A 13,858-nucleotide genomic window follows, 5' to 3' on the forward strand; every position below is an offset into this window, starting at 1 on the left:
GCGAGCCAAGCCCCGTTATTGTGATGAGGGCACTCTTTAGGCGAGTGCCACCTGGAACGAGAGAACTACCCAAACTGCGTGTGACCGCGGGCGGTGACGAGCTGCTTTCTTTGGTTACTTTCTTTGCAGCAGCAAAGAAAGTGACTGCCGCCCCGCACAGGGGCAGTGCTAATAGACCGCCACGAAAACGGGATCCGGCGAAACCCTAGCCAAGCGAATATGGAATCCAGCGAAAACAGCAAAGCAAGCTAACCCGGAGCGCAAAAACCTCAACGCAAAACCACAGTCCGCTCGCCATTAATAAAAACCCGCCGCTCAATAAACGCTTTAACCGCGCGTGCAAGCGCAAGGCACTCCACGTCCCGCCCTGTAGCCAACAACCGCTCCGGTCCATAAGAATGATCGACGCGCTCAACTTCCTGCTCGATGATCGGTCCTTCATCGAGATCGTCGGTGACGAAATGCGCGGTCGCGCCAATCAGCTTGACCCCACGCGCATGCGCCTGGTGATAAGGCTTCGCCCCCTTGAACCCAGGCAAGAACGAGTGATGGATATTGATCGCACGCCCCGCCAGCTTGCGGCTCGTCTCGCCTGAAAGAATCTGCATATACCGCGCAAGCACCATCAACTCCGCGCCTGACGTATCGAACAGATCGAGCAAGCGCGCTTCCTGCTGCGGCTTGGTATCGGCGGTAATCGGCAGATGATGGAACGGCAAGCCATGCTGCCCCGCCAGATGCGCCAGATCCGTATGATTCGACCCGATGCCGACGATATCCATCTTCAACTCGCCCATGCGCCAGCGGAACAGCAAATCCGCAAGACAGTGCTCGAGCTTCGACACCATCAGCAGCACCTTCGGCCGCACGGCGAGATCGTGCATCGCCCACGACATCGCGAAGCGCTCGGCGATAGGCTCGAATTCGCGCTTCAGCATCGCGAGATCGAGCGCCTCCTCGGGCCGCGCGCCATGAAACACGCAACGCACGAAAAAGCGCTCGGAGAGATCGTCGTCGAAGACGGTGAGTTCGTCGATATAGCCGTGATGCCGCTCCAGAAAGCCGACGATCGCGGCGACCTGCCCCGCCGCGCTCGGGCACGAAACGGTAAGCACGAGTTGATCAAAGCGGGAATCGGCTGCCATGCGTGCTCCACATTCGAATGGTTGCAGCGCCGCGAAATGCGGCGAGCGTACGCGCTAGTAGAGCAAACGCGCGCGCCTTCCGGATAGAAGCGAACCGCCGCGCAAATAGTACGAAAGCGTCAGCCGACGACGTCGCATTCGTCCAGCAGCCACTCGCTGAACGCCCGCACCGCCGCCGACGGCTCGCGCGGCGTCACGAGCACGTAGCCCCGATCGGTGACGAGCGGCGCATCGCAGAGCGCGACGAGCTGGCCCGTCGCGATCAGTTCGTCGATGAGCGGCGCCCAGCCGAGCGCGACGCCCTGGCCCATCACCGCGGCGTGCGCGACGAGCGCGTAGCTGTTGAACGTGAAGCCGCCCTGCGTCGGCGGCGCGGCAAGGCCGTGCGCTTCGAACCACGCGCTCCATGAAAGCCAGCGCTCGGGCAGCGTCGGTTCGAGATGCAAGAGTGGCAGCCCGGATAGATCGGCGGGCGATACGGGCGCGCTTTTTCCCGCGATCAGCGCCGGGCTGCACACCGGCATCACGCGTTCGGCGAAGAGCTTCACGGCGCTCTGACCGCTCCATTCGGCATGCGTGTCGCCGAAGACGATGACCACATCGGCATGATCGCCCGATGCGCTCGGCAAGCTCTGCGACGTAATGATCTTCACGTCGACATCGGGCATCAGCGCCTTGAATTGCGGCAGGCGCGGCATCAGCCAGTATGTGGCGAAGCCGAAATCCGTCGACAGCGTGAGCGTGCGTTGCGCGTGACGCGAGCGGATGTCCGACGTCGCCGCGCGAATCACGTCGAGTCCCCGACGCACCGCATCGAAAAGACGCGCGCCGTCGTCCGTGAGCGTGACCCCGCGATGCCCGCGCTCGAACAGCGCCGCCCCGAGCGATTCCTCCAGCTGCACGACGCGCTGGCTCACCGCGGGCTGCGTCGAGCCGAGTTCGCGCGCGGCAGCCGTGAAGCTCGCGTGCCGCGCGGCGGATTCGAACATCAGTAACGCCTGCATCGGTGGCAGGCGGTCCGGCCGCGGCATAACTCCCCCTTATGAACGCATAACGTTTTGCTGTCTTCACAGCCGCGATTTGAACGGCAATAGTGACACCCAACGCTCAATCAACGATTCTATTCGAGGCACGCAGTCATGCTTGAGACGAAACAAAATATCCTTGTGCTGATGGCCGATCAGCTCACGCCCTTCGCACTCGCCGCATACGGCAATCGCGTGACGAAGACGCCGCGCATCGATGCGCTCGCGCGCGAAGGCGTCGTGTTCGAATCCGCGTATTGCGCGAGTCCGCTGTGCGCGCCTTCGCGTTTTTCGCTTCTCGCGGGCAAGCTGCCTTCGAACATCGGCGCATTCGACAATGCCGCCGAATTCCCGTCCGAAACGCTGACCTTCGCGCACTATCTGCGCGCCGAAGGCTATCGCACGATTCTCTCCGGCAAGATGCATTTCTGCGGCGCGGATCAGTTGCACGGCTTCGAGGAACGTCTCACGACCGATATCTATCCCGCCGATTTCGGCTGGACGCCCGACTGGCAGAACGCCGATGCGCGCCCGACGTGGTATCACAACATGAGCTCCGTGATAGACGCGGGCCCATGCGTGCGTACCAATCAACTCGACTTCGACGACGAAGTGACCTTCACCACGCGTCAAAAGCTCTTCGACATCGCGCGCGAGCGCAACGCGGGCAAGGACGCGCGTCCGTTCATGATGGTCGCATCGCTCACGCATCCGCACGATCCGTATGCGATTCCGCGCAAGTACTGGGACGCGTATCGCGATGAAGACATCGACATGCCTTCGTATCGCGATTCGCTCGATGCCTGCGATCCGCATTCGAAGCGCCTGCGCCATGTGTACGAAGCGGATCGCACGCCGCCGACGGACCGGCAAATCCGCAATGCGCGGCGCGCGTACTACGGCGCGGTGTCGTATGTCGACGACCAGTTCGCATCGATCCTCGAAGCGCTCGACGAGGCCGGTCTCGCCGACGATACGATCATCGTCGTCACGTCGGATCACGGGGAGATGCTCGGCGAGCGCGGCCTCTGGTACAAGATGACGTTCTTCGAAGGCGGCTGCCGCGTGCCGCTCATCGTGCACGCGCCGAAGCGGTTTGGCGCGCATCGCGTGAAGGATTCGGTCTCGCATCTCGATGTGCTGCCGACGCTCGTCGAATTCGCGCGCGGACAAGCGCCGCAAGCGTGGCCCGACAGCATCGACGGTCAAAGCCTCGTGCCGCACTTGCGCGAGACCGGCGGGCACGACGAAGCCATCGGCGAATATCTCGCGGAAGGCGCGATTGCGCCCATCGTGATGATCCGGCGCGGGCGCTTCAAGTTCATTCATTCGAGCGTGGATCCGGATCAGCTTTACGATGTAGAAGCCGATCCGTTCGAGCGTGAGAATCTCGCAAGCGATGAGCGTCACGCCGCGCGCGTGGCCGAATTCCGCGCGGAGATCGCGCGCCGCTGGAATCTCGATGCGCTGCATCGGGACGTGCTGAAGAGTCAGCGCCGCCGCCATTTCCATTTCGCGGCGACGACGCAGGGCACGATTCAGTCATGGGACTGGCAGCCTCACGTCGATGCGAGCCAGCGCTACATGCGCAATCACATCGATCTGGACGATCTCGAAGCGATGGCGCGTTTTCCCGCCGTCGAGCACTGACGCATCGATCGCATCCCCACAACACACGACAGGAATGCACCATGAAAAAGGGCTTCATCCACGCGCTCTTCGCCGCCGCGCTGGCTTGCGTGGCTTCGCATGCGTTTGCCGCCGAGCCGCAGTCCTGCACGCAGGTCCGCATGGCGGGGCCGGGCTGGACCGATATCGACGCGACCAATGCGATGAGCGGCATCGTGCTCAAGGCGCTCGGCTATCGGCAGAACGTCGCGAACCTGTCGGTGCCGATCACGTATCAGGGCATGAAGAAAGGGCAGATCGACGTGTTTCTCGGCAACTGGATGCCCGCGCAGGCGCCGCTCGTGAAGCCGTTCTTCGAAGAGAAATCGATCGACGTCGTGCGTCCGAATCTCTCCAATGCGAAGTTCACGCTCGCGGTGCCGGACTATGTGGCGGCGGCGGGCGTGCATTCGTTCGCGGACCTCGCGAAGAACGCCGACAAGTTCGATAACCGCATCTACGGCATCGAACCGGGCGCGCCGGCGAATCAGAACATCAAGCGCATGGTCGATGACAAGGCCTTCGGTCTCGGCGACTGGAAGCTGGTCGAATCGAGCGAAACCGCGATGCTCACGCAAGTGGAGCGGGCGGTGCGCGACAAGAAGTGGATCGTGTTTCTCGCGTGGGAGCCGCATCTGATGAACACGAAGTTCAAGCTCGCCTATCTCGATGGCGGCGACAAATACTTCGGCCCCAACTATGGCGGCGCGACGGTGAACACCGTGGCGCGCAGCGGCTACGAGCAGCAATGCCCCAACGTGAGCAGGCTGTTCAAACAGATGGCGTTCAACGTCGATCTGGAGAACGGCGTCATCACGGATGTGCTGGAGAAGAAAACGAATGTCGATGCAGCGGCCACGGATGCGCTGAAGCGTCATCCGGAGCTGCTGAAATCGTGGCTAGACGGCGTGACCACGGCGAGCGGCGGAAACGGCCTGGAAGCCGTTCAGACCGCGCTCGGCGTGAAGTGAGGGATCAGCCGAGCTGAATGCTCGCGCGTTCCTGTGCGGCCATCACGACGGCGCGCATCGGCGTCTGGATCGCCATGAAGTGGAGCATCAGGCTGTCCGCCTGGTGCAAGTACCACGGCGTATTGATGCTCAGGCAGTCGAGGCCGTGTTCGAGCTTCCAGCCGAGACGGTCCGTCAGCAGATTCGCGATGATGGTCTGATCGCCGCCGTTCGCATAGGTGCTCGATTTGTCGGGCGCGGCGCTGACATGCTCGTGGATTTCGTCGACGAACGCGAGGACCGCGGGCTTGCGGCGAAAGCCGAGCACGCCGGCATTGATGATCCACGGCCCGATATCGTGCGCCGCGAGAATGTCGCGCCCGTCCAGCAGCGGATCGATCGGCTTGCGCTGATCGAAGAAGAGGATGTCGGCATCGACCCAGATCGCCCAGTCGTGATGCGGCAGATGCTTGCGCAGGAACCACGGCTTGAGCCAGGTGCCGGTCGCGCCGGGCACGCCTTCGGCGGGCGTCTGCCGATAGACGTAAAGCGTATAGCCGTGGCGCTCGCAATAGCGCCGCATGTTCTGCTCGGCGATCGCGCCGTACGCACGCACGTTGGGCGTGTAGTACGTGATGAAGGCGATGGACTTGCCGGGGTTATAGACGCTGAACTCTTCATGCGGCGTTTCGCTTTGCGCCGGAAGCTGGAACAGCGGCACGCCCTTCTGCTGACAGTCGTTGATGTGTTCGGCGAGCGCGTTGCGAAAGCTCGCCGGGATGAAACCGTAGATCGCTTCCTCGCCGAGCACGATGGTCCAGAGGTTGGGGTACTGCGTCCAGATGGGATCGTAGCGCGGACCGCAGTGCATCGTAGCCATGATGCCGCCGCGTTCACCGTGCGGCTCGATGTAGTCGAGCCCTGCAAGCATCGCGATTTCGTTTTGCGGCGCTTTGCCGATCTTGCATTCCCCGATGCACCACACGATGAGGTTGCGCACCTCGACCGTATTACGCCAGATCTGCACGGCCGTCTGACGTCCGTCGTCGTTGCCGGAAACCGCCATGAGCGCGTGCTGCCTGCCTTCTGCGATGGGCTCGACCGGGAGCATGTTGAGCACGATGCAGTCTTCGCTCATGCAGACGAGCAGCGCCATCTCGGGCATCCGGCGCAAGTGATGCAGGATCGCCTCGTACTTGAGCAACAAACGCTGCGACGGGCACGGCATGCCCGCCATCGAAATGCTCGCGTGCTCGTAGCCCATGCGGGCGGCGTAGTGCTTGTGATTGGTCAGGACTTCGGGTGCGTCGGTCTGATGGATGCTCAGGCAGCGGGTAGTCATGTCGTTCGAATCCGAAACAAGGCTTGAGTAATGCGGGTTTTTTACAGATTCCGAAGTATGCGAGCCGAGCCCTGCCGCGGATATCGGGCATGTCCGAAAACGAATTCGTTCTATTGACGCGAAACACGATGTTGCAGTAGTCGCAACTAGACAGATTTGCGTCGCACCGGGTCGAGCCGGCGCATATATGGACCTTTATTTTTACGACGTCGACGCGATGCTTCATCGCCTATTCCAACGCAATACACATCGAGACGAGCAAAGGACCAGCACATGAGAAAAAGACATGCCGCAAGGATCGCAGGCCTCGCGTTCGCAGCGGGCGCGGCGAACATGCCGACGACGGCGCACGCGCAAAGCAGCGTGACGCTCTACGGTATTCTCGATGCGGGCGTCACCTGGGTCAGCAACACGGGCGGCTCGCATGTCGTGAAGTTCGACGACGGCATCTCCTATGGCAACCGCATCGGATTTCGCGGCACCGAAGATCTCGGCGGCGGATTGCAGGCGGTCTTCGTGCTCGAATCGGGCTTTCATCTCGGCAATGGCCAGCTCGGCTTCGGCGGCGCGCAATTCGGACGGCAAGCCTACGTAGGCCTCAAGAACCAGTGGGGCACCGTCTCGCTCGGCAATCAGCTCGATATGACCGAAGAGTTCGTCTACCTCTACAACATCTCGGCGTGGGCGAGCGGCTACGCGATTCACCAGGGCGACTTCGACCGCATGAACGGCGACCGTCTGCCGAACTCGATCAAGTTCCTGTCGAACGACATCGGCGGCTTCACCTTCGGCGGCATGTATTCGTTCGGCAATCAGGCGGGCGACTTCCATCGCAACAGCGCGTGGAGCGTCGGCGCGCACTATGCGGCGAACACCTTCAACGTCGGCGCGGCCTATACGCAACTCAACAATCCGAACGGCATCTACGCGTTCGATCCGTACGCGATGATCGGCGCGCGCACCTTCCTCGGCCAGCCGACGGTATCGGTCGATCCGGCGACGGGGGCCGTCACCGATCTCTATAGCTCGACCTCGTTTCCCGTCGACAAGCAAGGCGCGTTCGCCGTGGGCGCGGCATGGACCATCGGCAACCTGATGTTATCGGGCAACTTCACCTACACGACGATCAAGGGCCTCGGCCAGACCTCGCACATGCAGGTGTACGAAGGCGGCGCGTCATACAGCTTCAGGCCGGACCTGAATCTCTACGGCGGCTATCAGCACACGCGCTTCGAAGGCAATCACTGGAATCAGGGCTCGCTCGGGCTGCACTATCTGCTTTCGAAACGTACCGACGTGTATATCTCGGGCGACTATCTGCGCGCGTCCGGTCCCATCGATGCAGTCATCGGCTACAGCTTCACGCCGTCGTCGTCGAATACGCAGGCCGACGTGCGCGTAGGCATGCGTCACTCGTTCTAAGCCGCCGCGAGCCGCGCGGACGGGACGGCGCGCAATGCGCTTCGATCCTGCCGCGGGCTCGTCTGAAAGCGCGCGCGATACGTGCGCGAAAAATGCGACGGCGATTCGAAGCCGCACGCGACGCACACCGCGAGAATCGACATGTCGGTCTGGTGAAGCAGCTCGCGCGCACGCACGAGACGCAGGCCGAGATAGAAGTGCGTCGGCGTGTCCTTCAGCGATGCGCAGAAGAGCCGCTCCAGCTGACGCCGCGTCACGCCGATGGATTCGGCGAGCGCATCGGGCGACAGCGGCTCTTCCATATGCTGCTCCATCAGCTCGATCACCTGAATCAGCTTGCGATTGTGGATGCCGTAACGCGCGGCGATCTGCATCCGCTGATGATCCGAGCGCTGCCGGATGCGCCCGAGCACGAACTGCTCCGACACTTGCGCCGCCAACTCCGCGCCGTGTTCGCGCGCGATCACGTCGAGCATCAGATCGATCGATGCGGTGCCGCCCGCGCATGTGATGCGCCGCGTGTCGATCTCGAACAGCTCCTGACTCGTCGCGATCGCCGGATAACGCTCGGTGAATGCAGCGGCCGCTTCCCAGTGCAGCGTCGCGCGCGTGCCCGCGAGCAGCCCGGCTTCCGCGAGGATGAAGCTGCCGGTGTCGATGCCGCCGAGCGTCGCGCCCGCGCGATCGAGGCGCCGCAGCCAGTCGCCGATCGCGCGCGTGTAGCGCGAGAGCGGCTCGAATCCCGACACGACGAACACGGTGCGCGCGTCGTTCACCTGATCGAACGCGCTTTCGGCGTTGAGCGTGATGCCGTTGCTCGCGGCGACCGGACCGCCGTCCAAGCTGAGAATGTGCCAGCGATACAGATCGCCCGCGAAGCGATTGGCGACGCGCAGCGGCTCGATCGCGGACATGAATCCGATCGACGAGAACTCGGGCAGCAGCAGGAAATGGAAATCGTGGGGCGCGGACATCGGATCGATTGGCAAGGCTCGTCGATGAGAGAAGCCGTCCACCCTAGCGCGCGCAAAAAACGCGCGCAATCCGGCGTGCCCCGAAGGGCGGCCGGATTGCACTGCTCGAAGATGCGGTTCAGGCGCTCGCGAGTGCGTTCGTGAGCGTCGCGGCGACCGTGCTCAGGTGCGGCTCCACCACGAGATCGGTGTGCCTGCCGAGGACCGGCATCACGCGCACGCCGTGCTTCGCGACGCGTTGCCAGACCGGCAGCGGATCGCTGCGCGAGTCGTCGAGCATCGTCGCGCGCACGTAGACGATCGGGCCGCCGTCATAACGTCGCGGCTTGTAGGTCGCCATCGCGGCGCTCATCGATTCGCGCACGCGCCGCAGCACAGGCGGAAGATCGGCGACGTCGTCGGAATGCCGGTGCGTCGTCGGCCTGCCCATGCGCCCGCGCACGCGGTTGGTCATCGCCGCCGCCTTGCCGCGCACGAAGCCGAGGCGCGCGCCGGCGTTGAGCGAGCGCAACTCGCGCAGACGTTCGACGAGCACGCCCGCCTGATACCGCGTCCACAGCGTGAAGGGCAGACAATGTGTGTGAATGTACGTGTCGAGCAGGCAGAGCATCTCGATCTTCTCGCCCGCCGCGACGAGCTGTTGCGCGATCTCGAACGCGACCAGCCCGCCGAACGAATAGCCGACGAGCGCATAAGGACCGCTCGGCTGCACTTCGCGGATGCGCAGCACGTAGCCGCGCGCCATCTCTTCGACGCTGTGCTGCGGCGCTTCATCGCCGTCGAGGCCGAGCGCCTGCAGGCCGTACACGGGCCGCTCGTTCTGCACCATGCCCGCGAGCGTCAGGCACTCCATCACCGAGCCGGTGATGCTGTGCACCATGAAGATCGGCCGGCCCACGCCCGCACGCATTTGCACGAGCGTCGAGTCCGCGGTGCGCGCGCCGGGTTCGGATGCGAGGACGGCGGCGAGGCGCGCGACGGTCGGCGCGACGATCATCGTCGATAGCGGCAATGCACGGCCGGTCGCGCGCTGCACGTCGGCGAGCATCCGCGCGGCGAGCAGCGAGTGGCCGCCGAGCTCGAAGAAGTTGTCGTCGCGGCCGATCGGCGAGAAGCTGAAATGCTGTTCCCAGAGCGCGCACAGATACGCCTCGATGGATCCGATCGAATCGCCCGGCGCGGGCAGATCGCGCTTCACGCGCGTAAGCGACGGATGCTCGCGAATCTGATCGAGACACTCGGGATTGGCGAGCGACGACACGTTGCGCGCGGGCAGGCCGTTGACGGCATCGCGCGCGGCCGCTTCCGACGGCTTGTTGTTGTGCGTGACGGGCAAGCCGTCGACCTGCACGATCACATCGGGCACGAGCGCGGCGGAGCCTTGTCGCGTGAGATCGCGGCGCACGCGCGCGGCGAGCGCCGCATTCAGTTGCGCACCGGGCCGCAGCACGAGCAAGAGCACGATGCGCTGGCCCGCATCGCCCGCGTTCGCGCCGGTCTGGGCGACGACCATCGCATGACGGATCTCGTGGATCTCGCTCAGGATGCGGTAGATTTCGCCCGGACTCACGTTGATGCCGCGCACGTTGAGCACGCCGTCGCTGCGGCCGTGCAGACGCGCCGAGCCTTGCGGCGAGAACTCGATGACGTCGCCGTGCGTCCACACGCCTTCGTTCGCCGCGAAATACGCCTTGTGAAAGCGCGAGCCGTCGTCGTCGCCGAAGAAGCCGAGCGGTCGCGACGGAAACGGATTCGTGCAGACGAGCTCGCCCGGCATGATCGTGCTCGCGCCCTGATCAAACGCCTGCACGTCGAGGCCGAGGCTCCGGCATTGTGCTTCGCCCGCATAGACGGGCAGATTCGGGTTGCCGAGCACGAAGCAGCCGATGATGTCCGTGCCGCCTGAAATCGATTGCAACTGCAACTGCTTGACGTGCTGGTACACCCATTCGAACTGCGAGTCGTAGAGCACGGCGCCGGTGGACATCATCGCGCGTAGTGCCGAGAGATCGAACTGTCCGGCCGGCTCGATGCCCGCATCCTCGCTCATCTTCAGATAGGCGGGACTCGTCCCGAAGACCGTCACGCGCTCGTTCGCGACGAGACGCCAGAGCGTGTCGACGGCGGCGACGGGACCATCGTAAGTGACGATCTCCACGCCCGACGCGAGCACCGACATCTGCCAGTTCCACATCATCCACGAGCAGCTCGTGTGGAAAAAGAGCTTGTCGCCGGGACCGAAATCGCTGTGCAGGCGATGCTCCTTCACGTGTTCGAGCAGCGTGCCGCCCGCGCCGTGCACGATGCATTTCGGCTTGCCGGTCGTGCCCGACGAAAACATAATGAAGAGCGGATGGTTGAACGGGAAGCGCTTCCAGTCGAAACGCATCGCGTCGCCGCGCGCGATCAGCGAGCGCAACTCGTGCTGACGCTGCGTCACCGTGCTGGGCAGTTCGGTATCTTCGAGACAGACGATGTCCGTGAGCGTCGGCAGTTGCGCGGCCACCGCCGCGACGTGGCCCGAGAGCGAGCCGCCGGTGTCGAACGGACGCTGCATCGTGTGCGCGAACATGAACTTCGGATCGAGCGGGGCGAAGCGGTCGAGAATCGCCTGCACGCCGTTTTCCGGCGCGGCTGTCGAAAGCGTTGCGCCGAGCGCGGTCACGGCGAGCGCAGCGGTGATCGCGTCGCAGTCGTTGCGCATGATCGCCACCACGCGATCGCCTTCCTTCAGGCCGAGCTCGGAGAGCGTCTGCGCGAGGCGCACGACGCGCTCGCGCAACTCGCCGCGCGTATAGCTTATGCGGCGTCCGTCGGCGAAGCAGGAGGTGATCGCGGGAGCGTCGTCGGGCGCGATGCGTTTGCCGAGCAGATTTTCTGCGTAATTCAGTTCGATGTTGGGAAAGAACCGTGCCGTTTCGCATTGGTTGCCGATGCAGACCGGTTCATCGGATCCCGACCATTCGAGCCCGCGCGCCGATTCGAGAAAGCATTTCCAGAATTGGCGATATTCGCGCACTGAGTAAGCATGCAATTCCGAATAACCGGCGAAGCGCTCGCCGGTTGCCTTTTCGAAGGCCTGCGTGAAGGCCGTCATGCGCGATGCGGATATCTGTTCGGCGGAAGGCAGGTAAAGCGGTTCGCGCGCGTAGAGCCGCGCGCTCTCTCGGATGGCGTCTTGACGGTCCATTATCCAGGCACCTTGGTTTTGGGCGACGTGTGTCGAACGGCTATGTAATCGGCGAGCTTCGCGGCTAACTCCATCGCATTTCCTGAAGCCGCGTCACTGCCGAGACAAGCTATCTCTTTCCCGCACATTACCCGGCCGGAAGTCGGCGCTATGTGCGACCAACCACAGAGACCGTGGCGTTTCGGCAAAGATTGATCTTGCGCAACGGCGACGGCCATGCTTCGGATACCGAACAGCGGAAAAACTACTGAATTCGCGACGTTTTTTCATTCCAATGCGTGTTTACGCCATGGTGCGAAGTTTTCGAATATGAGCAGGAAGTCATGATTTCAATTTGCTTTCAATGTTGCCGGGACGCGGATGCGAAGGCGCGTGCGCGAAGCGGCAAGCGACGCAGGTCGCAAGCAGTCAACTCGCGGTCGCACGCGGGCGTTCGGGCGCTTTTATGCGGCGGTACTTTGTATGCACGCCGGCATTCGAACTGGCGCATCGGTTCAACCCTCAACGGAAGCCTCGCAATGAGACAACGCCTGATTCCCACACTGTTTTTCGCCGGCGCGTGCGCGGCGTTCGCCGTCGCTCAGAGTGCGCGCGCGGAGGACGCGAGTTGCCGCACGGTGCGCTTCGTCGATATCGGCTGGACCGATATCACGTCGACGACGGCGCTTGCGTCGGTCGTATTCGAGGGGCTCGGTTATGCGCCGCGGACGACGGTCGCGTCGGTGCCGATTTCGCTCGCGGGGTTGAAGAGCAGGCAGATCGACGTGTCGCTTGGCTACTGGTGGCCGGTGCAGCAGAAGGCGGTCGAGCCGTTTCTGGAGGCGAAGAGCATCGAGAAGCTGGAGCCGCCGAATCTGTCGGGCGCGAAGGCGACGCTCGCCGTGCCGAGCTATGCGTATGACGCGGGCATCAAGACGTTCGCGGATATCGCGAAGCATCGCGACGAACTGGGCGGCACGATATACGGCATCGAGCCTGGCAGCAGTGCGAACGCGAAGATTCAGAAGATGATCGACACGAATCAGTTCGGGTTGGGCGGGTTCAAGCTCGTGCAGTCGAGCGAGGCGGGGATGCTGGTGACGGTCGAGCGGGCGATCCGCGAGAAGAAGCCGGTGGTGTTTCTTGGCTGGGAGCCGCATCCGATGAACATCCAGATGAAGATCAATTACCTCTCCGGCGGGGATGACGTGTTCGGGCCGAACTACGGAGAAGCTCGCGTTTATACGCTGACGAATACGGATTTTCTGACGCGTTGTCCCAATGCGGGGAAGTTCGTTTCCAATTTGCGCTTTACGACGGATCTCGAGAATCGGCTCATGCAGCCGGTGATGAACAAGGAGCGGCCTCAGGAGGCGGCCAAGGCCTATCTCAAGCAGAACCCCCAGGTGCTGGATGCCTGGCTCGCAGGCGTGAAGACTCTTGATGGTAAGGATGGGCTGCCGGCGGTTCGGCAATACCTTGGGCTTTGAGGTTTTTCTTGTTGTTGTTGCCGGGTCTCGTTGTTGTTGCCGGATCCCGTTATCGCGTCGGTCTATTAGCGTTGCCCCTGTGCGGGGCGGCACTCACTTTCTTTGCTGCTGCAAAGAAAGTAAGCAAAGAAAGCAGCTTTTCAGGCCCGCGGTCACACGCAATTTGGGTAGTTCTCTCGTCCCAGGCGGCACTCGCCTAATGAGTGCCCTCAAACACCTAATCGGGCTTGGATCGCGCACGGTCTGCCGCCCGAAAACGCTGAGGACACTGGTTCAGCACGAAATGGCTCCGGCACAGCGCTACGCGCTGCCGCCCGGTATGCAAGGGAAACCAACGTGCGGCAAGTGCAGCGAGATTGAGACGTTAGTAGCGAAGCACGCGCGGACCCGCTTGACCGGTCGGCCGCGAAGCGGGCCGGAGCTATTTGGTGCTGAACCAGTTTGTTGTGTGGTGCGATGTGGCAGACCGTGCGCGATCCAAGCCCGATGGGACCGATGAGGGCACTCTTTAGGCAGCCCACGATGGACGAGAGGACTACCCAAATTGCGTGTGACCGCGGGCGTATCGGAAGCTGCTTTCTTTGCTTACTTTCTTTGCAGCAGCAAAGAAAGTGAGTGCCGCCCCGCACAGGGGCAGTGCTAATAGACCGACACGAATACGGGATCCGGCGAA

9 protein-coding genes are annotated in these 13,858 nt (G+C 62.9%); 4 read left to right on the forward strand and 5 right to left on the reverse strand.

Annotated features, from left to right (window positions below; all coding sequences use genetic code 11):
• Nucleotides 1-269 precede the first annotated feature (269 nt).
• Together purU and NCS00_RS14270 are read right to left on the reverse strand one after the other, a co-directional pair.
• Entirely contained in the window at nucleotides 270-1,145 is an 876-nt protein-coding gene (gene purU / locus NCS00_RS14265) for a formyltetrahydrofolate deformylase (RefSeq protein ID WP_008354143.1), read from the reverse strand.
• Between the two features lie 119 nt (nucleotides 1,146-1,264).
• Nucleotides 1,265-2,176, reverse strand: coding sequence for a choline sulfate utilization transcriptional regulator (locus tag NCS00_RS14270; RefSeq protein ID WP_250440325.1), 912 nt, complete (start codon nucleotides 2,174-2,176; stop codon nucleotides 1,265-1,267).
• Between the two features lie 108 nt (nucleotides 2,177-2,284).
• On the opposite strand from NCS00_RS14270, the gene betC reads away from it, so the two are divergent.
• Both betC and NCS00_RS14280 read left to right on the forward strand, forming a co-directional pair.
• Nucleotides 2,285-3,820, forward strand: a complete 1,536-nt coding sequence (betC, locus tag NCS00_RS14275) for a choline-sulfatase (protein ID WP_008354141.1) — start codon at nucleotides 2,285-2,287, stop codon at nucleotides 3,818-3,820.
• Between the two features lie 41 nt (nucleotides 3,821-3,861).
• Complete coding sequence (locus NCS00_RS14280) at nucleotides 3,862-4,809, forward strand: choline ABC transporter substrate-binding protein (protein ID WP_008354139.1); 948 nt, start codon at nucleotides 3,862-3,864, stop codon at nucleotides 4,807-4,809.
• Nucleotides 4,810-4,813: 4 nt separating this feature from the next.
• On the opposite strand, the gene NCS00_RS14285 is transcribed toward NCS00_RS14280, so the two are convergent.
• Entirely contained in the window at nucleotides 4,814-6,130 is a 1,317-nt protein-coding gene (locus NCS00_RS14285) for a glycosyltransferase family protein (protein ID WP_008354138.1), read from the reverse strand.
• A 273-nt stretch (nucleotides 6,131-6,403) separates the two neighbouring features.
• Here NCS00_RS14285 and NCS00_RS14290 point away from each other — a divergent pair, with 273 nt between their 5' ends.
• A complete protein-coding gene (locus NCS00_RS14290; RefSeq protein ID WP_250440326.1) occupies nucleotides 6,404-7,552 on the forward strand; it encodes a porin in 1,149 nt (382 codons plus the stop codon).
• Here NCS00_RS14290 and NCS00_RS14295 read toward each other — a convergent pair.
• Together NCS00_RS14295 and NCS00_RS14300 are read right to left on the reverse strand one after the other, a co-directional pair.
• Nucleotides 7,549-8,526, reverse strand: a complete 978-nt coding sequence (locus NCS00_RS14295) for a GlxA family transcriptional regulator (RefSeq protein WP_008354136.1) — start codon at nucleotides 8,524-8,526, stop codon at nucleotides 7,549-7,551. The two genes, NCS00_RS14290 and NCS00_RS14295, sit on opposite strands and share 4 nt — an antisense overlap.
• Before the next feature lie 118 nt (nucleotides 8,527-8,644).
• On the reverse strand, nucleotides 8,645-11,716 hold the full coding sequence (locus NCS00_RS14300) for an acetoacetate--CoA ligase (RefSeq protein WP_250440328.1): 3,072 nt from the start codon (nucleotides 11,714-11,716) through the stop codon (nucleotides 8,645-8,647).
• A gap of 518 nt (nucleotides 11,717-12,234) precedes the next feature.
• Here NCS00_RS14300 and NCS00_RS14305 point away from each other — a divergent pair.
• On the forward strand, nucleotides 12,235-13,185 hold the full coding sequence (locus NCS00_RS14305; protein ID WP_250440330.1) for a choline ABC transporter substrate-binding protein: 951 nt from the start codon (nucleotides 12,235-12,237) through the stop codon (nucleotides 13,183-13,185).
• Nucleotides 13,186-13,858 lie beyond the last annotated feature (673 nt).

Source organism: Caballeronia sp. AZ1_KS37, from assembly GCF_023631165.1.
Classification (GTDB): Bacteria; Pseudomonadota; Gammaproteobacteria; order Burkholderiales; family Burkholderiaceae; genus Caballeronia; species Caballeronia zhejiangensis.

Coding starts and splice junctions, on each gene's coding strand:
- betC (WP_008354141.1), top strand. CDS start 2,285: ATGCTTGAGACGAAACAAAATATCCTTGTGCTGATGGCCGATCAGCTC.
- NCS00_RS14290 (WP_250440326.1), top strand. CDS start 6,404: ATGAGAAAAAGACATGCCGCAAGGATCGCAGGCCTCGCGTTCGCAGCG.
- NCS00_RS14295 (WP_008354136.1), bottom strand. CDS start 8,526: ATGTCCGCGCCCCACGATTTCCATTTCCTGCTGCTGCCCGAGTTCTCG.
- purU (WP_008354143.1), bottom strand. CDS start 1,145: ATGGCAGCCGATTCCCGCTTTGATCAACTCGTGCTTACCGTTTCGTGC.
- NCS00_RS14305 (WP_250440330.1), top strand. CDS start 12,235: ATGAGACAACGCCTGATTCCCACACTGTTTTTCGCCGGCGCGTGCGCG.
- NCS00_RS14285 (WP_008354138.1), bottom strand. CDS start 6,130: ATGACTACCCGCTGCCTGAGCATCCATCAGACCGACGCACCCGAAGTC.
- NCS00_RS14300 (WP_250440328.1), bottom strand. CDS start 11,716: ATGGACCGTCAAGACGCCATCCGAGAGAGCGCGCGGCTCTACGCGCGC.
- NCS00_RS14280 (WP_008354139.1), top strand. CDS start 3,862: ATGAAAAAGGGCTTCATCCACGCGCTCTTCGCCGCCGCGCTGGCTTGC.
- NCS00_RS14270 (WP_250440325.1), bottom strand. CDS start 2,176: ATGCCGCGGCCGGACCGCCTGCCACCGATGCAGGCGTTACTGATGTTC.